General features: G+C 51.3%; 23 protein-coding genes. 18 read left to right on the forward strand and 5 right to left on the reverse strand.

Annotation, left to right across the window (positions count from 1 at the left end; all coding sequences use genetic code 11):
* Positions 1-30: 30 nt before the first annotated feature.
* A complete protein-coding gene (locus tag ACI1P2_RS16555) occupies positions 31-1,263 on the reverse strand; it encodes an aminopeptidase (protein ID WP_355320950.1) in 1,233 nt (410 codons plus the stop codon).
* A 157-nt stretch (positions 1,264-1,420) separates the two neighbouring features.
* Between ACI1P2_RS16555 and ACI1P2_RS16560 the strand changes: the two genes are divergently transcribed.
* The 12 genes from ACI1P2_RS16560 to ACI1P2_RS16615 all read left to right on the forward strand — a co-directional run bounded on the left by ACI1P2_RS16560 (position 1,421) and on the right by ACI1P2_RS16615 (position 13,628).
* Positions 1,421-1,702 carry a hypothetical protein gene (locus ACI1P2_RS16560; protein WP_355320951.1) on the forward strand — a complete coding sequence of 94 codons (282 nt, stop codon included), beginning with the start codon at positions 1,421-1,423 and terminating at the stop codon, positions 1,700-1,702.
* A gap of 313 nt (positions 1,703-2,015) precedes the next feature.
* Positions 2,016-2,819, forward strand: a complete 804-nt coding sequence (locus ACI1P2_RS16565; RefSeq protein ID WP_355320952.1) for an MBL fold metallo-hydrolase — start codon at positions 2,016-2,018, stop codon at positions 2,817-2,819.
* A 156-nt stretch (positions 2,820-2,975) separates the two neighbouring features.
* Positions 2,976-3,983, forward strand: a complete 1,008-nt coding sequence (locus ACI1P2_RS16570; protein ID WP_355320953.1) for an aldose 1-epimerase — start codon at positions 2,976-2,978, stop codon at positions 3,981-3,983.
* 141 nt (positions 3,984-4,124) lie between these two features.
* A complete protein-coding gene (locus ACI1P2_RS16575; RefSeq protein WP_408976252.1) occupies positions 4,125-5,849 on the forward strand; it encodes an NAD-dependent malic enzyme in 1,725 nt (574 codons plus the stop codon).
* 149 nt (positions 5,850-5,998) lie between these two features.
* Entirely contained in the window at positions 5,999-6,718 is a 720-nt protein-coding gene (locus ACI1P2_RS16580; RefSeq protein ID WP_355320955.1) for an SDR family NAD(P)-dependent oxidoreductase, read from the forward strand.
* A gap of 110 nt (positions 6,719-6,828) precedes the next feature.
* A complete protein-coding gene (gene fumC, locus ACI1P2_RS16585) occupies positions 6,829-8,217 on the forward strand; it encodes a class II fumarate hydratase (RefSeq protein WP_355320956.1) in 1,389 nt (462 codons plus the stop codon).
* 116 nt (positions 8,218-8,333) lie between these two features.
* Positions 8,334-8,492 carry a hypothetical protein gene (locus tag ACI1P2_RS16590; protein ID WP_408976251.1) on the forward strand — a complete coding sequence of 53 codons (159 nt, stop codon included), beginning with the start codon at positions 8,334-8,336 and terminating at the stop codon, positions 8,490-8,492.
* 26 nt (positions 8,493-8,518) lie between these two features.
* A complete protein-coding gene (locus ACI1P2_RS16595; protein ID WP_355320958.1) occupies positions 8,519-9,841 on the forward strand; it encodes a 5'-deoxyadenosine deaminase in 1,323 nt (440 codons plus the stop codon).
* Between the two features lie 36 nt (positions 9,842-9,877).
* Positions 9,878-10,939: an XdhC family protein gene (locus ACI1P2_RS16600; RefSeq protein WP_355320959.1), complete on the forward strand. Its 1,062-nt coding sequence runs from the start codon at positions 9,878-9,880 to the stop codon at positions 10,937-10,939.
* On the forward strand, positions 10,884-11,507 hold the full coding sequence (locus ACI1P2_RS16605) for a nucleotidyltransferase family protein (RefSeq protein ID WP_355320960.1): 624 nt from the start codon (positions 10,884-10,886) through the stop codon (positions 11,505-11,507). Before ACI1P2_RS16600 ends, ACI1P2_RS16605 begins: the two co-directional genes overlap by 56 nt.
* Positions 11,508-11,617: 110 nt before the next feature.
* Positions 11,618-12,511 (forward strand): NAD-dependent epimerase/dehydratase family protein, encoded by an 894-nt coding sequence (locus tag ACI1P2_RS16610; RefSeq protein WP_355320961.1) that lies wholly within the window; start codon positions 11,618-11,620, stop codon positions 12,509-12,511.
* Positions 12,512-12,878: 367 nt separating this feature from the next.
* Entirely contained in the window at positions 12,879-13,628 is a 750-nt protein-coding gene (locus ACI1P2_RS16615) for a glucosaminidase domain-containing protein (RefSeq protein ID WP_355321000.1), read from the forward strand.
* A gap of 81 nt (positions 13,629-13,709) precedes the next feature.
* Here the strand turns inward: ACI1P2_RS16615 and ACI1P2_RS16620 are convergent, their stop codons facing one another.
* Entirely contained in the window at positions 13,710-13,964 is a 255-nt protein-coding gene (locus tag ACI1P2_RS16620; RefSeq protein ID WP_355320962.1) for a hypothetical protein, read from the reverse strand.
* Positions 13,961-14,494 (reverse strand): helix-turn-helix domain-containing protein, encoded by a 534-nt coding sequence (locus ACI1P2_RS16625; protein ID WP_355320963.1) that lies wholly within the window; start codon positions 14,492-14,494, stop codon positions 13,961-13,963. Before ACI1P2_RS16625 ends, ACI1P2_RS16620 begins: the two co-directional genes overlap by 4 nt.
* A gap of 184 nt (positions 14,495-14,678) precedes the next feature.
* Between ACI1P2_RS16625 and ACI1P2_RS16630 the strand changes: the two genes are divergently transcribed.
* Positions 14,679-15,545, forward strand: a complete 867-nt coding sequence (locus ACI1P2_RS16630; RefSeq protein WP_355320964.1) for a VOC family protein — start codon at positions 14,679-14,681, stop codon at positions 15,543-15,545.
* 73 nt (positions 15,546-15,618) lie between these two features.
* Here ACI1P2_RS16630 and glsA read toward each other — a convergent pair whose 3' ends face one another.
* Positions 15,619-16,560 (reverse strand): glutaminase A, encoded by a 942-nt coding sequence (gene glsA, locus ACI1P2_RS16635; RefSeq protein WP_355320965.1) that lies wholly within the window; start codon positions 16,558-16,560, stop codon positions 15,619-15,621.
* A 104-nt stretch (positions 16,561-16,664) separates the two neighbouring features.
* Positions 16,665-17,918: a winged helix-turn-helix domain-containing protein gene (locus tag ACI1P2_RS16640; RefSeq protein ID WP_355320966.1), complete on the reverse strand. Its 1,254-nt coding sequence runs from the start codon at positions 17,916-17,918 to the stop codon at positions 16,665-16,667.
* Positions 17,919-18,210: 292 nt separating this feature from the next.
* Between ACI1P2_RS16640 and ACI1P2_RS16645 the strand changes: the two genes are divergently transcribed.
* The 5 genes from ACI1P2_RS16645 (at position 18,211) to ACI1P2_RS16665 (ending at position 24,238) form a co-directional block, all read left to right on the forward strand.
* Complete coding sequence (locus ACI1P2_RS16645; protein WP_355320967.1) at positions 18,211-19,908, forward strand: flavin-containing monooxygenase; 1,698 nt, start codon at positions 18,211-18,213, stop codon at positions 19,906-19,908.
* 257 nt (positions 19,909-20,165) lie between these two features.
* Complete coding sequence (locus ACI1P2_RS16650; protein ID WP_355320968.1) at positions 20,166-20,633, forward strand: tripartite tricarboxylate transporter TctB family protein; 468 nt, start codon at positions 20,166-20,168, stop codon at positions 20,631-20,633.
* Positions 20,630-22,147, forward strand: a complete 1,518-nt coding sequence (locus ACI1P2_RS16655) for a tripartite tricarboxylate transporter permease (RefSeq protein ID WP_355320969.1) — start codon at positions 20,630-20,632, stop codon at positions 22,145-22,147. The genes ACI1P2_RS16650 and ACI1P2_RS16655 overlap by 4 nt, the downstream gene beginning before the upstream one ends.
* A 72-nt stretch (positions 22,148-22,219) precedes the next feature.
* On the forward strand, positions 22,220-23,272 hold the full coding sequence (locus tag ACI1P2_RS16660; RefSeq protein ID WP_355320970.1) for a tripartite tricarboxylate transporter substrate binding protein: 1,053 nt from the start codon (positions 22,220-22,222) through the stop codon (positions 23,270-23,272).
* Positions 23,273-23,287: 15 nt separating this feature from the next.
* A complete protein-coding gene (locus tag ACI1P2_RS16665) occupies positions 23,288-24,238 on the forward strand; it encodes a hydroxyacid dehydrogenase (RefSeq protein ID WP_355320971.1) in 951 nt (316 codons plus the stop codon).
* Positions 24,239-24,402: the final 164 nt, after the last annotated feature.

Below are 24,402 nucleotides of genomic sequence, written 5' to 3' on the forward strand. Positions count from 1 at the left end.
CTTTTTGGTGTGTCATTTTAAATTGTTAAGTCAAAACGCCCAGTTGCCCTTGCGGAATATAGGCTCACGTCTGCCGTCATAAGTGATGCCGTCGATGTCCATGTCAGCGGAACCGATCATGAAATCGACGTGGGTCAGACTGCGGTTCAGGCCGTGCTCGCCCAGCTGCTCCTGCGTCATATCCTTGCCACCCTTCAAACAAAAGGCATAAGCGCTGCCGATCGCAAGATGGTTGGATGCATTTTCATCAAACAGCGTATTGTAAAACAATATGTTGCTTTCCGAGATTGGAGAGTGATGCGGGACGAGAGCAACTTCTCCAAGATAATGGGCACCCTCATCCATTTCAATCAGATGCTGCAGCGTCTCCAGGCCGGTTTCGGCCTGAGCGTCCACGATGCGGCCATTCTCAAAGGTAAGGGTGAAATTGTCGATAATGTTACCGCCGTAGCTGAGCGGTTTGGTGCTGTGCACCTTGCCGTCGACTCCTGTTTTGAGAGGGGCCGTAAATACTTCCTCTGTCGGCATGTTGGCCACGTAAGTGTGGCCCTGCGCGTTAATGCTGTCCCCTTGAGCCCAAATATGTCCTTCAGGCAGCTCGATGGTCAGGTCGGTACCGGGAGCGGTATAATGCAGTTTGTGGTAGTTCTTGCTGTTCAACACATCCGATTTGGATTGCAGGGTTTGTAAATGTTCATTCCAGGCGGCCACCGGATCAGCTTCGTTCAGGCGCACAGTATTGAAAATGGCATCCCAAAGCTTGTCGACCTGCTCTGCGGGCGAAGCATCCGGGAATACCTTGGCAGCCCATGCGGCGGATGGAACGGCAACAATAGACCAGCTGAACTTGTCCGCCTGCTGATAGGCGCGGTATTGTGCCAAAGCGGTGGCGCGGACGCGTTGCGCCGCCTGAATGCGGCTGGATGGAATCCCTGCCAGCAGATCGGGGTCTTCTGCAAGCACATGCAGCACGGCAGCACCGTTTTCGACCAGCTCGGTCATTTCCGCGGCATACCATTTCGGCGCAATCTCGAACGTTTCATCCGGCGCCATTTCGTACTGAAGGCGAGTAACGGTCTCGTCACTCCAATTTACTTTGACCAGGTTGGATCCGGCAGTGTATGCTTCCTTCACGATAAGCCGGACGAATTCGGCCGCCGAGATCGGCGCATGGACAACAAGCGTCTGGCCCTGCTGTACATTGACTCCGATGCGGACGGCCAGCTCGGCATATTTTTGCAGCTTTTGCTGAAAGTCTGACATGTTCATTCCTCCATTTTAACAGGATGATACACTTATCGTATCGTATGTATCTTTTCTATTGTACAATGGGACGATAAGGTTCACAAATCACCTTGGCTTGGTTGACGGACAGGCTGCCGGAGAAACTGAACATTTTTACATAGAGGAGATGATTGGCATGACTGAATTGGCACAGGAGGTTCAAATTAAACAGGCAGAGATGAAAAGGGGAGAGGATGGCGCCTACTTGGGCAAGGTTGTGTTTACGCTCAAAGGCAATCAGTCCTCGTACGAGATTGTGCTCTTTAGCAAAAAAGGAAAGGAATGGGATTACAGCCTCCATTTTTCGGAAGGACCGCGCAGTGAGGAAGAAATGCTGGCTGTTGACGCGAGGCTGGAGGAAGACGACGATCTGTTCGATCTGCTGCTGGAAGCGGCTCAGGCGTCTCTACAGGAATAAAGAAGGCTTTTGCTGGGCAGGCAGATTGGTGGACTATCTTCAAACTTGACATCATATGATGACAAGGATACGGGAACACTGCTAGAGGTAGTTCAAAAAGTCATCTTTTGATCACGAAGGAAGTCAGGAAGCGGACTCGACATCGAATCTTGAATTCAGCCGGGCCTTCCGGTGCTCACGTACCCTAAGTACGCTCCGCTCCTCAGTCCCTATCTTCATTCAACCTTCTTGGTGCTGAAAACCTGACTTTTTGAACACGCACTTATAGGCGTTTAACTGAGATATTTCCGTGTATACTGGAGGTTCCTTGCATATGGCAGATTCCCTGATCTTCGATGGATTGACAGCAACGGAAGAGGCTGCGCCCGATATTCTGAAGCTGCGAACATTATTTGTAAATACGGTGTTTATAGGTGAGCCGGGCCGCCGCGGCTGGGTATTGGTGGATACCGGTATGCCCGGATTTCAAGACTCCATTATCTCGGCTGCCGAAGCCAGATACCCGGGGCCGCCGTCGGCAATCATTCTGACACACGGTCATTTTGACCATGTAGGTACAGTAATCGGCCTGATCCAGCATTGGGGCTCTCCCGTTTACGCGCACCCGCTGGAGCTTCCTTTTCTTACGGGGCGGGAGGATTATTTGCTCGCAGATCCTTCCGTGGGCGGCGGACTTCTGGCAGGAATATCCTTCCTGTATCCGAATGAAGCCATCGATCTGGACGATCGCATCGAACCGCTCCCTGCCGACGGAACCGTACCGGGAGCGCCTGAGTGGAAGTGGCTGCATACTCCTGGACATACACCGGGCCATGTATCCCTCATCCGGCAGGCGGATCGGATGCTCATTTCGGGGGATGCCATTATCAGTGTAAAACAGGAATCGGCACTGGCAGTCGTACAGCAGGAAAGCGAGATCCATGGGCCGCCGGCTTATTTCACCACCGATTGGCACGCCGCCAAGCGCTCGGTCGAGCTGCTTGCGGAGCATCGCCCCGCTGCTGCTGTAACAGGGCACGGTCCTGTCATGAAGGGGGCCGAGTTGGAGCGCCAGCTGCAGCAGCTGACAGAGCGTTTTGAGGAAATGGCGGTACCGAAGGAAGGAAAATATGTCTGAACCAAGCGGCCGGGAGGCCGTTTTCTTTTTGGCGAAACGATAGCCGTTTTTCTTATATGGAATTTTTGCACAGAGCGTGGTATAGTCTTGCCGAAAAGCATATTACCGCTTTCACAAGCTTATGAAACAGGAAACATACATATTAGGAGGTTCTACATGTCTAACGATCACGCTGTTTATAAAGAGCCGTTTCATGGATTGGACGCGATTTGGTTGAAGTTTGGAAGGTACGCGGCTGTGCTGATTCCGGAATATGGCGGAAATCTGGTGGCATTCCGGGATACGGAGCGAGGATACCGCTTTTTGCGGGAGCCGGAAGAAAATGCAGTAGGTGATTTTACCGCCAATCCTTCGGTATACGGAATTCCTTTTCTTTTTCCGCCAAACCGTTACGAGGACGGCAAATTCCCTTGGAAAGGAACCGTGTACGAGCTGCCGATCAATGAGCAAGCGACACATAACCATTTACACGGCTTTTTGCATAATGTGCCGTGGAATGTCGTCGCCTCCGGCACGACCGATGTGGAAAGCTATGTATTAATCAGCCAAAAGGTGGATCAGCAGCATCCGATGTACCGCTACCTGCCTTTCCAATTCACGGTCTATTTGCGTTACAGCCTGAACAGCACAGGCCTGCACCAGCAGTATTCCATTGTGAATGAGGGAACAGAAGCGATGCCTAATCTGTTTGCGTTCCATACCGCCATCAACGCACCCTTTGCTGCGGACAGCACGCCTGACGATTACCGGATCAAGGTAACCATCGGCGACCGTATTGAACTGAATGAACGTTCCTTGCCAACAGGCAGGCTGCAGCCATTGTCTGAAGAAGAGCAGGCCATGAAGACGAAAGGTGTTAACCCGTATTTTGCGGCTATGGACAACCATTACACGGCTGTTCCGCAAAACGGCCGCAATTATATGGAGCTTACAGATCTCCGGACAGGGGTCAAGCTAGTGTATGATGTGGGGACTTCCTATAAGCATTGGATGATCTGGAACAACAAAGCAAGCCGTTCATTCATCTGCCCTGAACCGCAAATGAACCGGGTCAACGCTCCTAACTTGCACAGCATTGAGCCGGAGGAAGCTGGCTTGATCCAACTGCTGCCAGGCGAACGGTTCGAGCAAAGCGCCAGTCTGTACTGTATTTACCCGCAATAAGATTATGCAAACCCCGCTCTGATCTCCGATGGCGGGGTTTGTTTTTGGCTTATGACTAAAAAAGGATGAAATACCGCCGCCGGGGTGAGAATAATGCAATGAAATGACAGCATGAAAGGGCGGTATCCATCCGTGATCGAAATGACTTCCAAACACCCTGTTGTACGGATCAAAGACAATGGACGAATTTTTGAAACCGATGCGCACGGGAGAGGGCTGCTGTCTCATCCCCGTTTGAATAAAGGGACCGCATTCAGCGAGGAGGAGCGGAAAGCATTGGGGCTTACCGGACTGCTGCCACCTACCGTCATCAGTCCGCAGTCGCAGGCGGACAGAATTTATGAGCAATACCGGCGGCAGCCGAACGATGAAGCGAAGCAGGTGTATTTAACGGCGCTGCAGAACCGGAATGAAACCCTCTTTTACCGTGTCGTAACTGAGCATGTGGAAGAAATGCTGCCGGTCATCTACACGCCGACCATTGCGCTTGCCATACAGCACTTCAGCCATGAATTCCGGACTCCTCAAGGGATTTACTTATCCATCGACAAGCCTGACGACATTGAGGTATCCTTCCGCAACAGCGGTTTTACCAAGGACGATATCGATATTATTGTCGTTTCCGACGGCGAACGGATTCTCGGCATTGGTGACTGGGGTGTTGGCGGGATCAATATTACGATTGGCAAAAAAACAGTGTATTCTGTCGCTGCAGGTATTTATCCACGGCGTATACTGCCTGTTGTTCTGGATGTCGGCACCAACAACAAGCAGTTGCTTGAGGACCCGCTGTATCTGGGCAACCGTCATGAACGGGTTACCGGTAAGGCGTATGATCGTTTTATTGAAATGTTTGTTTCAGCCGTTGAACGGATTTATCCCGGTGTGCTTCTGCATTGGGAAGACTTTGGGGGACAGAATGCAAGACGCCTCCTTGAAAAATACAAAAACCGGCTCTGCACCTTTAACGATGATATGCAGGGAACGGGCGCCATCACGCTGGCAGCTGTGCTTTCAGGTGTGAAAGCCTCGGGAGTGCCGCTGCAGGAGCAGAAGATCGTTATCTTCGGCGCGGGTACGGCGGGCATTGGAATTGCGGATCAAATCCGGCAAGCTATGAAGCGAAGCGGAATGAGCGCTGCGGATGCGGCAGCCCGCTTTTGGTGCATTGACCGCTATGGTCTGGTGATGCAGGGTGCCGAGGGGATTACCAAGGTACAGAAACCTTATGCGCGCCGTCCCGAAGAAGTTGAGGGCTGGGAAGGAAGAGGCAGCAAAGAAGGGATCTCACTTGTGGAAGTTATCCGCCGTGTTCAGCCGACCATGCTGATCGGAGCCTCTACCGTCGGTGGAGCTTTCACGGAAGAAGCGGTAAGAGAGATGGCCAAGGGCACAAAAACGCCTGTCATTATGCCCCTGTCCAACCCGACGGAAAAGTCTGAGGCCAAGCCTGATGATTTGCTGGAATGGACGGATGGCAAAGCGCTGATCGTAACGGGGAGTCCTTTTGCGGATGTGGAATACAAGGGGAAAACTTATAAAATCGGACAGGCGAATAACGCGCTGGTCTATCCGGGAATCGGTCTCGGGACCATCGCCGTTAAAGCATCGCGGGTAACAGACAACATGCTGACCGCCGCCGCCGAGGCTGTGGCAAGCAAGATTACGCATAACAAGCTGGAGGACCCCCTGCTGCCGGGTGTGCATGAGCTGCGCTCTTTGTCCCGCCATGTGGCCATTGCGGTCGGGCAGGCTGCGGTAAAAGAAGGCGTGGCTCCAAACGGGCTGCAGGCACAGGATGTGGAAAGAACTGTAGACAAGGCTGTGTGGCAGGCTCAATATCCGGAAATTCACCCGCTTGGCTGAATGTGAGCAATGGGCTGTCCCGAACCGTGTGCACTTGGTTTGGGGCAGCCCATTTACATATTGCCCTTCATCTGGCAGGGTCGTGGGGATTTTTGGTAAGCTAAAGGGGGAAGAACAACTGGAATGAATGTTGCCGGAGGGGAGATATCATGAGGAATTTTATAATCTTTGGAGCCAGTAAAGGGCTGGGGGAAGCTTTCGTCAAAGGATTGCCTGAGGCGGGAGACCATGTATGGATCGTTTCCAGAAGCCGTCCTGAGACGCTGCAGCTCAATGATGAAGTAAACAGATATTGGATCAAAGCGGATCTGGCGTCGGCCGAGGCGAGCCATGAGATTGCCGATACATTCAAGGACACTGCTTTAGATGTACTTATATATAACGTGGGGATATGGGAGAGCAAGGGCTTCAGGGAAAACTATAATTTTGAGCAGGATGATCCCGCCGAAATCGCCAATATCCTAAATGTCAATGTTGTTTCCGCCATTACTTGTATCCAGAAGCTGCTGCCCAATCTGAAAAAATCGGATAACGCCAAAATCATCTTGATCGGTTCGACCGCCGGGCTTGAGAACAATCATTTCACCCAGGTTTCATTTACGGCCTCGAAGTTTGGACTGCGTGGTATCGGCAATTCTTTAAGGGAGCATGTCAAGAAGTACGGTATCGGGGTAACCGTTATCAATCCTGGAGAAATTGCGACCCAGGTCCCTTATGAAGACGGGGCTGAGAAAGTTTGGTCAGCGTATCAAGGCACACAAATTCCTTTGTCGGATATCGTTTCACTGGTTAAATGTGTAATTCATCTCTCCAGGGCATCCTGTGTGAAGGAAATCAACATTCCGGCGATGCTTGATGAGGATGCCTGAAAAAGCGCTTGCAAAAAACGGTGAAGATTGATCGTATATGCGGTATAATGTGACAGGAAGTCATAAATTTTGTGAGAACATGCAGTACATACGATGAGGGAGGAATTGCAGTGGAATACCGGATTGAAAAAGATACCATTGGTGAAATCAAAGTTCCCGCGGACCGTCTTTGGGGTGCCCAAACCCAGCGCAGCAAGGAGAACTTCCCAATCGGCAATGAAAAAATGCCTATAGAGGTCATTTATGCGTTTGCGGTGCTCAAGAAGAGCGCGGCGATCAGCAACAACCAGCTGGGCAAGCTGTCGGCAGACAAGAAGGACGCGATCGTATATGCTGCGGATGAAATTTTGACCGGCAAGCTGAATGATCATTTTCCACTGGTTGTATGGCAGACCGGAAGCGGCACGCAGTCGAATATGAACGTGAACGAGGTCATTGCGCATCTTGGCAACCAGTGGCTTGAGCAGCAAGGGAAGGAAGAGCGCCTGCACCCGAATGACGATGTGAATATGTCGCAAAGTTCCAACGATACGTTCCCGACGGCCCTGCACGTTGCAGGTGTGCTTGCGGTTGAGGACCATCTGCTGCCTGCCATAACCAAGCTGAAAGAGACATTCCGCAGCAAGTCGGAGCAGTTCAAGGACATCATCAAAATCGGCCGTACGCACCTGCAGGACGCCACTCCGTTAACCCTCGGCCAGGAGATCAGCGGGTGGGAAGCGATGCTGGACAAGAGCGCCCGCATGATCACGGATACGGTTGAATATATGAAGGAGCTGGCCATTGGCGGAACGGCTGTGGGCACCGGAATTAACGCCCATCCCGAGTTCGGAGCCAAGACATCCGCCGAGATTTCCGGTTTCACAGGCAAAACGTTCACTTCGGCGCCGAACAAGTTTCATGCGCTTACCAGCCATGATGAAGTCGTAGCGGTTCATGGGGCCGTGAAGGCATTGGCGGCCGACCTGATGAAAATCGCCAACGATGTGCGCTGGCTCGCGAGTGGACCGCGCAGCGGCCTTGGCGAAATCACGATACCGGCCAATGAACCGGGAAGCTCCATTATGCCAGGCAAAGTTAACCCTACTCAAAGTGAAGCGTTGACGATGGTCGTTACCCAAGTAATGGGCAATGATGCAGCGATCGGCTTTGCGGCCAGCCAGGGCAATTTTGAGCTGAATGTGTTCAAGCCTGTCATCATTTACAATTTCCTGCAATCCGTGCATCTGCTGGCCGATTCCATCGTTGCCTTTAATGATAATTGCGCGGTTGGCATCGAGCCGAATATGGCGAAAATCGAGCATAACCTGCACAACTCTCTCATGCTTGTCACCGCACTGAATCCTTACATCGGATATGAGAATGCGGCCAAGATCGCGAAACTTGCGCACGCAGAGGGCCTGTCACTGAAAGAAGCCGCTCTCAAGACCGGATTGTTAACCGAAGAGCAGTTTGACCAATATGTTGATCCGGCAAAAATGATTCAGCCAAAAGCCTGATAGTCCTTGAATATGAAAGATTGAATTTCTCGAATGAAGCTCTGTCTCGGAAGTAAGCCAAGCTTATGATAAGCCAGCCAAAAACCGTGCACCCGTTAGGGTCGACACGGTTTTTTTTGTATGCAAAAATAAAATTGGGATTCCATGGCAGCTCAGCTCTGCCCATCATTTTCATGTCGATCCAGGAATATGATCCATCTATAGCAGCCCGGAAGCTGCAGCTGTATGGAAATCAGGCCAGCAAGCTGCCGGTCATGCGTGCCGCTCATTCCTGAAGACATTTATAAGGGGGAACAACAGCATGGCAAGTATTTTGATTAAAGGCGCGCAAATCGTCTCCATGAACGCGGATGAAGATGTTTTTGTCGGAGACCTGTATGTTGAAAACGGCCTGATCGCTGAGATCGGAACAGAGCTTCGACAGGAAGCCGACCGTGTCATCGATGCGAAAGGAAAGGTTTTGCTGCCAGGCTTTGTACAGACGCATATTCACCTCTGCCAAACCCTGTTTCGCGGACGCGCGGATGACATGGAGCTAATGGACTGGCTGCGGAAAAGAATCTGGCCGCTCGAGGCGGCCCACGACGAGGAATCAGTCTACTATTCCGCTTTGCTGGGCATTGGGGAGCTGCTTGCCAGCGGAACGACAACGGTGCTCGATATGGAGACTGTACACCATACGGAATCGGCTTTTCAGGCGATAGCTCAAAGCGGGATTCGTGCCATTTCAGGCAAGGTGATGATGGATCACGGTGACGAGGTTCCCGAACCGCTGCGAGAGAAAACGGAGGATTCCATCCGCGACAGCGTCGATCTGCTGGAGAAATGGAACGGCTTCGGCACAGGTCGAATCCAGTATGCGTTCAGCCCTCGCTTTGTAGTGTCTTGTACGGAATCGCTCTTGAAACAGGTGCGGGACCTGTCGGCCAAGTATCATGTCAGAGTGCACACACACGCCTCGGAAAACCGCGGGGAAATCGCGCTGGTGGAAGCGGAGCGGGGCATGCGCAATATCGTTTACCTCGATCATATCGGGCTGGCGCATTCCAGGCTCATTTTAGCCCATTGCATCTGGCTCAGTGAGGAGGAGAAGGAGATTATACGCCAACGGGGCGTCAAGGTCACCCATTGTCCAGGCTCTAATTTGAAGCTGGCGTCAGGCATTGCCGAGATTCCGGATCTGTTAAACCGTCAGATTCATGTCGGTATCGGGGCAGACGGAGCTCCCTGCAATAATAATCTCGACATGTTTCAAGAAATGCGGCTGACGGCGCTCATTCAAAAGGTGCAGCACGGACCGACGGCGATGAACGCCCGCACTGTGCTGCGTATGGCGACAATGGGAGGAGCGGAGGTGCTGGGCATGAGCAGCGAGATTGGCAGCCTGGAGATCGGCAAAAAGGCCGATATGGTGCTGCTGGATCTGGAGGATTATCATACGTACCCGTCCTATGACGTGGATATTTATTCACGTATTGTGTACTCCGCGACCAGAAGCAATGTGGATACGGTTATGGTTGACGGAAGCATTGTTTTTGAAAACCGCAAAGTCATGACGATGGACCGTTCCGTTGTGTTAAAGGAAGCGGATAAATCGATCGCACGTCTGGTGAAAACCATATAACGGATTGCTAGCCTCAAGGCGGAGGAGGAGTATACGATGGAAATGGCAGACTTATGTGCGGCGGCGGTGAGCGGCAAGGAACGCAAGGTGCTGGCTACCGTCGTATACGTCGACGGGCATGCTTACCGCAAAGAGGGGGCTTCGATGCTGCTGGGCGAGCAGGGCTCCATCTGGGGCAGCATCAGTCCGGGATGTCTGGAGAGCGACCTGCTGGCATGGGCGGACATAGTGCTCCGCTCCGGAAAAATCGAACGTGTCCCTTATGACATGCGACCGGAGGATGACCTTTCCTGGGGTGAAAATATCGGCTGCGGAGGTTTGCTGCATATTGTGCTGGAGCCTGTAACCGGAAAGCTGGAACAGGTGATGCATGAGATGCATATACGCTTCCTTGAATCCGAGCGCGTTATGCTTACACGACGTTATAACTGGGACTCCGGAACGGCGGAATATGAGCTTGGCGAAGCAGCCGGGCTGGGGGAGGACTCGCCTGTGGAATATGATCCGGGCGAAGTCGCAGAGCTGCGGAAGGACTCGCCTTGGCCGGAGGTGTATTCCCGGGCTTATGAGCCAAAACCACGGTTGGTTGTCGTGGGTGCCGGGGAAGATGCCATTCCGGTATGCCGTCTTGCTGAGAGAGCCGGATTCCGGGTAACGGTTGCGGACTGGCGGGAGGCGCTGCTGACAGCGGAGCGGTTTCCGGGGGTGGAACTCGTCTACGGCTTCCCGGAGGAATTCTTTGCCTTGCTGGATATCCATAGTGGTGATTATGTCCTGCTGATGAGTCACCAATTCCAGCGGGAGAAGGAATTTCTCGGTCTGCTGCAGGGCAGCGATTGCGCTTATCTCGGCATTATGGGCTCCAGAGACCGCACGGCACGGCTGACCCAGGGACTGACCCTGCCTGCGGCATTGTATTCACCGGTCGGGCTCGCCATAGGCGCTGATGGGCCGGAAGAGATCGCCGTCAGCATTGCGGCCGAGCTGATCGCCGTACGGCGGGGAAAGCAGCCAGGACTGTCGAAGGAAGGAGGGGCGAGCTATGAACGCAGCCGGAATAGTGCTCGCGGCCGGACGCAGCACGCGCATGGGACGTAACAAGCTCGCCCTTCCGCTGGCGGACGGAAGCAGCCTGGCTGTCCGGGTGCTGCAAGCAGCGCTGGATTCCCGGCTCGACGCCATTCTGGTCATCGGGCGAACGGAGCAGCCGCCAAGATGGCTGCAAACGGCTCATGGCGTCCAGGCTGCGCCGGAGCAAACCCGTTACATCGCTTGTCCCGATGCAGACCAAGGGCTCGCACACTCGCTCAGATGCGGCATCCGGGCTGCGGAAGCTTTCCGAAGCGACGCAGCGGTGATCCTGCTCGCTGATCAGCCTTTCGTGAGGAGCGAGCATATCAACACACTGCTGGAGCGTTTTGCATCGAACCGGCAGGTGGATTATGTCGCAGCCTCCGATCAGGGGAAAGCGAAACCGCCTGTGCTGCTGGCCAGCCGCTTCTTCGAGAGGCTGCAATCCCTGGAAGGGGACCAGGGGGCAGGCGCTTTGATTAATAGCGCTTCCGCGCAGGGAATCAGGATTACGATGCCTGCCCGTGTATTCCTCGACGCAGATACGCCTGAGGATTTCAATTTTATTAGAAAGAAGGAGACTGAAGAAACATGAGCCATGGAAGTTTTACAGGGGAACGACAATTGTACCGCAGAGTGTTAAACTGTCTCTAGCAGTTCCATTTTCAGGGAGAGCATATCCGTTAGATTAGGAGGAAGCAGGGGATGACAAAGGTACTTGTATTGGGCGGAACCCGTTTTTTCGGCAAAAGATTGGTAGAACGTCTGCTGCAGGATGAACAGTGCGAAGTGACTATCATAACAAGGGGGCGTACACCGGATTCCTTCGGCAGCAGGCTCACCCGCCTGGAAGCGGACCGGACGGATGCCGGCAGTCTGTCTGCCGCTTTGGGAAAAGGGGAGTGGGATGTTGTCTATGATAATATATGCTTCTCCTCGAACGAGGCTTTGGACGCCAGCAAAATCTTCGCAGGCAGAGCGCAAAAATATATACTGACCTCCAGCCTGTCTGTTTACGATTTCAATCCCCATGCGCTGACTGAATGCATGTTTGATCCTTATACATATCCGCTGCAATATGGCGACGCCGGCGATTTTTCCTACCAGGAAGGCAAAAGGCTGGCAGAAGCCGTGTTCATGCAGGAGGCTGCTTTTCCCGTGAGCGCGGTCCGGTTTCCCATTGTATTGGGAGAGGACGATTATACGAGAAGGCTTCATTTTCATATCGAGCACGTCCGCCAGGGCATCCCGATCGGCCTTCCGAATCCGCAGGCGCTTATCTCATTCATCCGTTCCGACGAAGCTTCTGATTTCCTGTATTGGCTGGGGCAATCCGGCTTGGCGGGTCCTGTAAACGCGTGCTCGGACGGTACGGTTGCGATAGGTGACATGATCTCCATTATTGAGGAAATTACAGGCCGCAAGGCCAAGATCGCAGCTGAAACCAATGAAAAGGATATGTCCCCGTTTGGCATTCCGGAGTCATGGTATATGGATACAACGAAGGCACGTTCGGCAGGCTGCCGTTTTTTATCACTGGCTGAGTGGCTGCCCGAACTGGCGAGCAAGCTTAATACCGCTTATGAGCAGCAGGCTTGATGCTTTCTGAAATACGCTTCATATTGGGCGAAAAATAAAAAGTGATCCTGTCGATCCCACCCAGAAGTAAGCACGCTGATACGAAGCGTGCTATTTTTGTGCCCTCGGAACCGTTCCGGGAGTCTTTAATATGATATAGGTGAGGATGCTTTAGGATTCTCATTTTTTCGAGAAATGATTTTCTGTATCGCGAACTTGCTCTTGTTCACCAATGAAAATGTCGGCAAACCGGACGAGCTGATTCCGCCAGTGATCTGCCAAGCGGGGAAGTGCTGAGGAAGACAGACGGAAATATTGAAAAAGGGGATGTGAGCGAGAAGTGAGCCGAACACGAGAGCAATTTATCGAGAAATTAGCCCCATATGCCGTGGATTGCATGAAGAAAACGAATATTTCCGCAGCTTTAACCATTGCCCAGGGATGCCTTGAGAGTGCCGATGGAAACAGCGGTCTGACCAAGAAAGCAAATAATCTCTTTGGGATCAAGGGGAAAGGTGATGCAGGAAGCATCGTCATGTCAACCAAGGAACAAAGGTCAGATGGATCCGAATACACCATTGACGCATCCTTTGCCAAGTATAGCAGCTGGGGTGCATGTGTTGATGCGAAAGCAAATATGTTCTTGAAGGGCGTTTCGTGGGACAAAGACAAATATAAACCTGTGGTTGGTAAACGCGGCAAAGAGGCTGCCAAAGCTGTCCAGGCCAGCGGGTATGCCACGGATATTAAGTATGCAGATAAACTGATTGCCATTATGGATGCTCATAACCTTTATCAATACGACGAAGTAGAGAAAGAACCAGACACGCAGGAAATCACCCAGGAAATCGCTGTTTATTACGAATCTGATAAGGATACCGGCCAATTGTTCAATAACACCACATATGTAAAACTGACCAAGCTTGGTGATGTGTTTGGTTTTGCGTGTTCTTTTGACAATAGCACGAAAAAAGCAAACATTAACGGCCGCGAACTGCAAGATACTCTGCTGGTAGATGGAAGGGCTTATGTGCAGGTCAGGCCACTGGTTGAGGCTTTTGGCGGTGAGTTGATTTGGGATAATTCCAATAAAACATTGACTGTCAAAAAGTCCGGATCAGAGGGTAAAACGAAGTAATTCCCAAGCGTTTGGGATTATGATGAAAGCTCTGCTAACCGCTATGGTCGGCAGAGCTTTTTTTATGTTTTATAAAGGAAATTATTTCTCATTACTTCTCGAAAAAACTTTCCCAATCAACACATATAAGAATAATGCAATAATTACTGCTAGCCCGAAGTCGATGATGAACTTAATAAGGTTTTCAAATGTGAAAAAACTGGTTTCTGTGTTGTATTGAAAAAAATCTAGCCTTTCGTAAGTTAGATTCCCAATGATGTTACCAATGAGCAATGCAGCGATAAATCTCCAAATGTTTTTCATCAAAAAACCTCCTTTGGTCATCCATACACTCACTGGCCTGACTCCTTATGGATGGAAATCAATACGATCGCCGTCTCATCCCCGATATTTTCCGCATAATGGGGGAAACAGGCTTTCCAGCTGAACGTGTCCCCTGCATATACTACGGCCGAGTCCTGTCCCTGCCTGATGCGCAGCGTTCCTTGCATGACATAATGGATTTCGTCCCCCGGATGCGAATGGGCCTCCTCTGTAGCGGCGCCTGGCGGCATTTCCACCAGCATCATTTTCACATTTCCCTGATCGTTTAAATGCTCGACGTGAAAAGTGTTTTTGCCGTAAAACGTTTTCCGACGTTCGTCCTTGCGCGTAATGCGCATGCGTTCGTCTTTTTGCAGCAGCAGAAACGCGAGTGGAACCTCCAGCGCTTCGGCAATACTGTTTAATGTAGAAAGGGAGGGCGACGTCTTGTCGTTCTCAACCTGGCTCATGAATCCCTGGGACAACCCTGTTTTTTCGCACAGCTGCTGAATGGACATGTTTTTTTGCTTACGGGCTGCTCTGATATTTGCACCGATTTCCATACATACCCCTCCAATTAACATTAATAATACCAAACTTTTATTTCCTATATCAAAAAAATAATTGACTTTCTAATTGTAAGGTGGTAATTTTGTCACACAGAGGTACTTTAAGTATTGAAATGTTTATATTTTATATTTACGTAATAAAAATTATGTAAACCAATAAAAGAAAGTAGGGAAAAATATGAAACCGCAAATTCATCCGGCAACGGATATTGGTCTCGTGAGTCTGAAAATTAAAAATCTGGAGCGGTCCATTGCGTTTTATACTGAGGTCATCGGCTTAAAAGTGCTGAAGCAAGAGGGACGCCAAGCGGAGATGTCTGCCGACGGGATCCAACCGCTGTTGATTCTCCGGGAAATTGAAGACACGCTCGTGCTGCCGGAACGCTCCGGGGCGGGCTTGTACCATTTTGCCATCCTCGTTCCTGATCGCGCATCGCTCGGTCTGGTTGTCCGCAACCTGATCCGCCATAACATTCCGGTGGGCCAAGGGGACCATCTGGTCAGCGAAGCTCTGTACTTGAACGATCCCGACAATAACGGCATTGAAATTTACGCCGACCGGCCCCGTGAAACCTGGAAGCGCGACAGCAGCGGCCATTACGTGATGGGCACCGATCCGGTAGATGTAGAAGGGCTGCTGGCAATCTCCGAGCATTTGCAGTGGGCAGGCCTGCCTGCAGGCACGGTCATTGGGCACGTTCATTTTCACGTATCGGATTTGAAGGATGCGGAGCAATTTTATGTCAACCTGCTGGGATTCGATATTACAGCTTTCTACGGCTCCATGGCTCTGTTCGTCTCGGCCGGCGGTTATCACCATCATATCGGATTGAATACGTGGGCAGGGGTGGGCGTACCGCCAGTGCCCGAAAATGCTGCTGGCATTGACTACTATACACTGCGGCTGCCTGATCAAAAAGAGCTGGATGCAGTCGTCGCTCGGTTAACCGAGAGCGGTTATTCCATTACACAACGAGATGGTGCCCTGTTTGTAAAAGATCCGTTTAATATCGGGATTAAGCTGGAATCCAAATCCAACGGTTAATTCAACATTTAACAAAAAAAGTATCCCTCAACCGGATTAACCGGATCGAAGGGATACTTTTTTGCTGGAAACGCTAGAACATGCTCCAGTCCAGCTCCCGCGACAGTGTCTCCAGCAGATGTACTCCCGTCGTGCTGTTGCCCATCCGGTTCAGAGCCGGTCCAACGACACCGATGCCGTAACGTCCGGGAACCATCGTCAAGATGCCGCCTGACACACCGCTCTTCGCGGGCAGCCCGACCTGAATGGCAAAATGGCCAGACGCATCGTACATTCCGCAGGTGGTCATGAACGTCTTGGCAATCTGCACATAGCGGCGCGGGATCAGCTGCTCATTTCGGATCGGATCGTAACCGTTATAGGCGAGAACCAGACCCATACGGGCAAGATCGGCACAGGTGGCGTTAATGGAGCAATGGCGGAAGTATACCTCCAGCACGTCCTCAACCTTGCCTCTTAAAATCCCTTTTTCCATCAGAAAATAAGCGAGCGAGCGGTTCAGGTGACCTGTTGCCGATTCTGATTCGTATACTTCATGGTCGAAGTCCATTCGCTCATTATGAGCGAGCAGTCTGAAAAATTGCAAAATCCGCGCATACCTTTCCTCAATGCTGTTGCCTGCAATCAGGGAAGAAACGGCGATGGCCCCTGCGTTGATGAACGGATTAAAGGGAATACCAGGCTCCACCAGCTCCAGCTTCAGCATAGAGTTGAAGCGGTCTCCTGTCGGCTCCATGCCTACCTTGGAGAAGACGAGGCTCTCGCCGTTATCCATCAAGGCCAGGATGAGTGTAAATACCTTGGAAATGCTCTGCAGGGTAAAAATACAGCTACAGTCACCGGAAGTGATCGTATTTCCCCTGCCATCCATAATCGTAATTCCAAGCGCATCCTTCGGGGCTTTGGACAGCTCGGGAATATAAGATGCGACCTGGCCGTGAATATGCTGCTTGCTGCTCTCTTTCACCCAATGCGGCAGCTTGCTTTGAAGTTGCTCCCATTCGTAGCTGTACATGTTGTCCTCCTGTCCTGCTTCATGTCTTCTGTTTATCCTGCTCTGCCTGCGGCTTCAATATGATTGTAATGCCCATGACCCCATTGCAACAAGCCTGAAACGAGCTACATGGACAGGACCTCTTTCAAGCCGGACGGTTCTGTTCTTTCCACTGTGATATGGTCTGCCTGAAAAGAAGCTGCAAACCGTGTTAATCCGCTGCGCAGAGCCTCAATCAGCTCATCCGTCATCTGAATTTGCTCATCCAACTGCAAAAGAGGAACGCTTAACGTACCGCTTTTGCGGGCAAGGCGGGGGTCCACTCTACCGATTAGCTCGTCCCCGTACAGAATCGGCATCGCGTAATAGCCATAACGCCGTTTGACAGCCGGGGTGTAGATTTCCCATCTGTAATGAAAGCCAAACAGGTCGGCCAGACGTTCCCTGCGCCATAACAGGTTGTCCAGAGGCGGCAAAAAGATCACCGGAGAGGCTTCGTTTCCACCTGCAGCAGATTGACCGGAGAACTCCTGCAGCATCTTCACATCGGCAGCAGGCATGTAGTATGGCCTTGCTGCACCTTCAATCTCCAGGGCCACAAGCTGTCCGGCTTGAAGGCGGGATTCGACCCAGCTTTTTCGCTCGGATGCGGACGATTTAACCCAGCCAAGGCGGGAGTCTTGTGCATCGAACACTCTGTAAGCCTGTATGTACTTATCCAGCAGTTCACTGCGGACGTCCGACGAGTCAGCTGATGCAGCTTTCTGCAGCAGCTCATTAGGAACAGTCATATCCGTCAATGCAAAAAAACGCTCCGTGCCTTTGCGCCCAACCACTCGCACGATACCTGCATCCACAAGCAGCGTTAGCGCATGGGACGTATCTTTGGTTCTCGGAATGTCATTCGGATTTTCCCAGTAGCCTGTTACCTTGGCGCCAGATTGAAAGGCACGGGAGGGGAGAGGGCCTTCGGCTTGCAGACGGGCAAGGACGGCTTGTACGACTGGCTCCATATCCTTCAATCTAGCCTGTACAGCATTGCGCATCCGTTCGCGGACAGGCTCGTAAACCGGATAATCCTCCATCGGCATCACGCAGGCCGCGTTGGCCACATACTCGAACACCCGATGCTCGGCCAGCAGTTCTTCGAGCATCTCCGGCTGATACCCCGGAATCCTGGCTGCCAATACGAGATGCTGATTGGGAGCTACGGCTGATACCGGGTCCAATTGTATGGCTGCCAGGGAACGAATCATGTTCAGGACGGTTTGCGAGGAAGGTGCTTCCGTAACAGGCAAAGAGGATGGAGCCGGCAGCAGATGCTGGGTATGAAGAAGATACCTTCGTAAAGCTTTGCGATCTGTCTGTATGGATAGCATGAATCTGCATTCTCCTTTCCAAATCCATAATTTACAAACCAGTATACTGCTTGGGGGAAGGGAATGAAAACAGAGGAGATGAATTCATCATATAAATAATTAATTCTATAAATTATTTATACAATAAAAAATAAAGTTGCAATAGAAGTAATTACAAAGCTGAATTGCAAATCTGAATTTCAAGGTCGGATCGATCCGGCTTTTTTTGTTGCATGATATAGAAATATTTTTCATTTTTGTGAAACTAAGTAGAACAAAAGGATGATTTGTCGTTTTTTTTACAAAAATATGATTGATAGTTCCTTTCTTAAATGGTAGTTTCAAGAAAAAGGAGGTAGAGAAAAATGGTATTGGATCAAAATCAACTTCTTTCAATGATTGGGATGCCGTAATTGTCGGGGCTGGATTTTCGGGATTGTATATGCTTTATCGTCTTCGTGAGGCTGGCTTTTCAGCCTGTGTAATTGAAGCAGGGGGGGATGTTGGAGGGACGTGGTATTGGAACCGATACCCCGGGGCCCGCTGCGATGTGGAAAGCATCTATTACAATTACACTTTCTCTGATGAACTCCTCAAGGAGTGGACCTGGTCATCAAAATATGCCGAGCAGCCGGAAATTTTAAGCTACATAAATTTTGTTGCAGACAAGTTTGATTTGCGCCGGGATATCCAATTTAAGACGCGTGTTGATTCTGCGCATTTTGATGAAGTGAAGAATAAATGGGACATTCACCTGGATAGTGGACAGAAGGTATCGGCCCGTTTCTTTATTACGGCAGTAGGATGTCTATCTGTATCCAATATGCCGAAATTCAAAGGTATAGAGAACTTTACTGGGGAATGGTATCATACCGGGCACTGGCCTCATGAAAAAGTTGAATTTAAAGGCAAACGGGTTGGAGTCATCGGAACCGGATCAAGCGGCATCCAGATCATACCTGCCATTGCTAAAGAAGCAGAACACCTTACTGTTTTTCAGCGTACCCCTCAATTCAGTGCTCCCGCCAGAAATCAGCCAAACAGCCCCGAATATATTAGTCAAGTTAGAGAAAATTACAGTGAAATCCGGAAACAAATGTACTCCTCATTTATAGGTGTACCGGAGATACCTCAGGATCGTTCAGCACTTGACGATACCTCTGAAGAACGGCGACAGGTATTTGAAACGGCCTGGGAACAAGGTAAAATACATTCGCTGTTATTTTCTTATAAAGATATCGCTTTTACACCTGAAGCAAACGAAACAGTTGCAGAATTTGTCCGCTCTAAAATACGTGAAGTGGTAAAAGATGAGAAAGTAGCAGAGAAACTCATGCCAAACCATTATTATGGAATGAAACGGCCTATCATTGATACAGATTATTTCGAAACGTATAATCGCGAAAATGTAACACTTGCAGATATCAAAAATGCCCCAATCGAGGAGATCACATCTACTGGAATCAGGACTGCAGATGCTGAATATGAACTTGACATGATTGTGTTTGCAACAGGCTTTGATGCCACGACAGGCCCGCTCTTTAAAATTGATATTCGCGGAAGAGATGGCATTTCACTTAAGGAGAAATGGGAAGGAGGTTTTCAAATAAGGACTTACCTTGGTATCGGAACAGCAGGCTTTCCTAATATGTTCATACTTACAGGCCCTTTGAGCCCTTCCTCATATAGTAATATGCTGGTTTCGATTGAACAGCATGTTGAATGGGTTTCGGATTGCATTAACTATATGCGAGATAACAATAAAGAGGTTATTGAAGTAAATGCGGAGGCTGAAAATGCCTGGACCAAGCATTCCCATGAGGTTGTTGAACCCACTCTTTTCGTGAAGACCGATTCATGGTATATGGGTGCAAATATTGAGGGGAAGGCACGCGGATTTCTTATTTATCTTGGCGGAGTGGGAGTTTACCGGCAAAAATGTGATGAAGTCGCTGAAAAAGGCTATGAAGGTTTCACCTTGAAGGCTTCTCAAGCTAGTGCTGTGAATTAATATCGATAAGCGGATCAGAAGCGTGGCGAAATCGGCAAATTCCCTTGTTTCCTGAATCTTAATTATTGCAAAATCCATGGTTGACTTGATTGTTCCTCGCTGCTAATATGATAAGCACATTAATCGCATGAAAAATATCGGAATTCAGGTTTGACCGGACAAACCGGAGACACTGGAAGAGAAGGGGCATACTGTGCTCTCTTTTTCCCGTGTCTCTTTTTTTGTTCAAAGGTTCAAGGGGAGAAGGGAGAGACAAAATGATTAGCAAAAAAGCGGACCGGACAGCCGGAGCTTTAGCAGTATTGGCCGGTGCAGCAGCTCTGGCAGAAGGGGGAAAGCTGTTTCAATACAGGGCGGGGCTGTTGATCGGGGATCACGTATTTCTTTTTTTAATCGGAGCCGCTCTTGTTCTGTCCGGTATTGCGTTAGCGGTGAAAGGCAGTGCTGCATATGCAATAGTCAAGCCGTTTCCCGTAGGGAGAACGGCTGTTTTGCTGGCAGCTGTGCCTGCTTTGCTATTTGTATACCTCTTTCTGATGGCATTTATCGGCTACACGGCTGCAACCCTGTTATGCTCACTGCTGCTGTTTCGCTGGATCGGAGCCATGCGCTGGTGGCGGGCTGCACTGGCGGCTGTTCTTTTGACCGGCGCGCTGTACTTCGTCTTTATTACCTGGCTTATGATGCCTTTGCCTGCCGGGAGATGGATGGGGGTGTGGTTATGATCGAGTCCGCTGCAGCACTGCTCTATGGATTTGCAGACGCGCTGACGCCCATGAATCTGCTCATGGCGGCTATTGGCGCGCTGATCGGGACTTTTGTGGGCGTATTGCCGGGGCTTGGCCCCACCTCCGCCATAGCGATTCTGCTGCCGCTCACCGCAGTGCTTGAGCCTGCCCAGGCGATCATCATGCTTGCCGGTATTTACTATGGCGCGATGTATGGAGGCTCAACGACGGCCATACTGCTGAACATTCCCGGCGAGGCATCATCCGTGCCTACCTGTCTCGACGGTTATCCGCTGGCCGTTCAGGGCAGAGGAGGGCCCGCGCTTGGCATTGCAGCCATCGCTTCCTTCATAGCGGGAGTTATCGGTGTTTTCGGGCTCGTTTTCTTTGCGCCGGTTCTTGCAGAGCAGGCAATTAAGCTCGGACCGCCGGAGCTGTTCAGCGTCATGCTGCTGGCGCTTGCGGTGACATCGGGCTTGACGGGCGGTTCATTGTTGAAATCGCTCATTATGGGCTTATTCGGCTTTCTTCTTTCGATGGTTGGTCTGGGCAGCTCGACCGGCATGTTTCGCTTCACCTTCGGATTCAGCAGCCTGTCCGGCGGCTTCGAGATGATCAGTATTATTATAGGGCTGTTTGCGATAACGGAGGTTTTACGAAGCATGGAGGAAAAGAAAACAGCCGTCGCCTCCGACCGGATTGGCAGTGTCTATCCTTCACGCAGCGATTTGCGCCAGAGCTCGGGAGCTATTGCGGCGGGCAGCGTCATCGGCTTCGTTCTGGGCCTGCTGCCGGGCATATCGGCCGCCATCACTTCATTTCTGTCCTATGATGTTGTGAAGAGGTTTTCGAAGAGACGCCACCTGTTCGGGCGCGGGGCGATCGAAGGGGTGGCAGCGCCAGAGGCGGCGAACAATGCAACCAGCTCTGCCGGCTTCATCCCGCTCTTCGCGCTGGGGATTCCTTCATCACCGCCACTTGCCGTGCTGCTGGCCGGATTGATGATCTACGGGGTGGCTCCCGGCCCGCTCCTGTTTGAACAAAAAGGCGGATTCATCTGGACCGTCATCGCCAGTATGGTGATCGGCAACATCGTACTTCTGCTTCTTAACCTGCCGCTGGTAGGAATGTGGGCACGGTTGACTCGTGTTCCTTTTGGCATCATGGCTCCCGTCATTCTGATGCTCAGCATCATCGGAGCCTATACGGTACGAAATAGCCTTTTTGACGTCGGTGTGGCGGTTGTGTTTGGAGTGCTCGGTTACTTTATGCACAAGTTCGACTGGCCTGTGATGCCGCTCATCCTGTGCTTTATTTTGGGGCCGCTAATGGAGCAGTCGTTCACACAGGCGATGTCCATGTCCGGCGGCAGCTTTTCTGTTTTCGTGACCCGTCCGCTTGCGCTTACCTTCCTTGTCATAGCGGCTGTCCTGTTTCTTGCATCCATCTGGCTGGCGGGACGGACGAGAAAGAGAGTGCAGGAAGAAGGGGCGGAAGCACTGGATTTTTAATAAGCCCGAAATTTTTAACAAACATAACCGGAATGTGAACAATGAGATTAACTCGTAAGGGGAGCAGAAATAATGAAAAAACCAACATCGGTGACGAAAAAAATCGGCATGCTGTTATCAGGTTTGGCAGCAGTAGCGCTGCTGATATCGGGCTGTGGGGCAGGACAGCAAACGGAGCAGGGCGCAGATGGCACGCAAATCGCGGCAGGCAGTTCAGATGGTTATCCGCAAAGAGCGATTGAATATGTGGTTCCTTACGCGGCAGGCGGGGGAGTGGATCTGGTGGCGAGAGCGGTGGCGGAAAAGCTGAGCGAGAAATGGGGGCAGCCGGTAAATGTTGTCAACAAGCCGGGAGGTGGAGGTGCAACAGGAGCACAGTATGCGCTGAATCAAGCGCAGCCGGACGGATATACGGTAATGGCCAATGTGGTTTCGCTTGGCTCCATGATGGCGGCCGGGTATACGAACCCGCCTGTCAAGGCGGAGGATCAGATTTTTGTATCCCGGATCGTGCAGGATGTCCCGGCGTTTACGGTGAAGGGGGATGCGCAGTGGCAGAATTTCCAGGAGTTTTCCGATTGGGCGAAAACCAATCCGGAGCAGCTGACCTGGACGACCTCCGGTGTCGCGGGCTTCTCCTCCTTTGCTGTTGCGGAGTGGCTGAATGAAATCGGTGTGGACATCTCCAAAACCCGCATGATCGTTACAAAAGGGACGGCAGAGTCGATTCCGCTCGTAGCTGGTGGCAATGCGGTGCTGGCTGTGCATCCGGTAAGTGAAGTGTCCGCCATGGCCGAGGCCGGAAAGCTGAAAATACTCGCTGTTTCGGGTGAGGAAAGAAGCCCCTATTTTCCGGATGTGCCGACAGCCAGGGAACAAGGAATGGCGAATCTGTCCGCGTTCTGGTGGACCGGTGTGAGTGTGGCAAAAGGGACGCCGGATGAAGTCGTGCAAAAGTGGGACGAAGCGCTTGCCGAGCTTACTGAGAATCCCGATTTCATCTCGAAGCTGAAGACATTGAAGCTGCAGCCCTCTTATTTAGATCAGAAGGAGTATCAGCAATTTGTGCAGAAAGAAACGGATTATTACACCGAGCTGGCTTCCAAGCTGGGACTGCGGAAATAGGGGGACAGTCATGTCATGAAGATCGTCATCGCGGAAGAAATAACCGACTCAGGTCTTCGTATCCTGCAGGACAGCGGACATGATGTGCACTATGATCCCGGGCTCTGGGCTGACCGGGAGCGGCTGCAGGAAGCAGCAGCCACGGCTCAAGCTTTAATCGTCCGCAATCAGACGCGAGTGGAGGCTTCCCTGCTGGCAGGAATGGAGAAGGCAGTTGTGATCGGCAGACTTGGAGTGGGGCTGGACAATATAGACATAGACGAGGCAAAACGGCGGGGAATTGCAGTCATCAGTGCGAAGAACGCCAATGCATCATCTGTAGCTGAATATGTGATGGCCGCTATCTTTACGTTCACGCGCCCGCTGCTGGCAGCATCAGACGATGTAAAAGCAGGAAATTGGGACCGCAAGCGCTTTGGTGGTCATGAGGTCACAGGCAAAACACTGGGTCTCATCGGAGTTGGCGAGATCGGTCACCGCACGGCTGTGCGGGCCAGGGCACTCGGTATGAAGGTCATCGGCAGCGATCCGCAATTGTCCGCATATGACTTTGCAGCTGCCGAATCCGGCATCCGGTTGGCGGATATGAAGGAGGTGCTGCAAAGCTCCGATTTTATAAGCCTGCATGTTCCGCTCCTGCCCGATACGAAGGGGCTTATCAATCAAGCGGCGATCGAGCAGATGCAGTCGCACGCAGTTTTGATCAATACGTCACGGGGTGGTGTTGTTGATGAGCAGGCGCTGTATGAAGCGCTGCTGCACAGGCGGATTGCCGGTGCCATGCTTGATGTATTGTCCGTTGAACCCCCGGGGCCAGAGCATCCGCTGCTGACTTTGGAAAACTGTGTAATTACACCGCATGTAGCGGGGCTGACAGAGGAAGCGAACCATCGTACATCTACGCTTGTTGCATCCGAGTTGCTGAAAGAGCTGCAGGGCATTCGCTCCTTGTGCAGGGTGGTTTGACAACCTGATTCCCCAACATAAAACAGCGGCGGACCAGTATCGGACTATACTGCAATGGTGAGTATTAATCCTGCGTCAAGCACAATAAGAGGTCAGGATTCAGAGACACAAGTTGTGGCAGGTACATATCATGCCACCGTGTTTGGAAATGCATATGGCAGAGA

It is taken from the genome of Paenibacillus jiangxiensis, assembly GCF_046098255.1.
Taxonomy (GTDB): Bacteria; Bacillota; Bacilli; order Paenibacillales; family Paenibacillaceae; genus Paenibacillus; species Paenibacillus jiagnxiensis.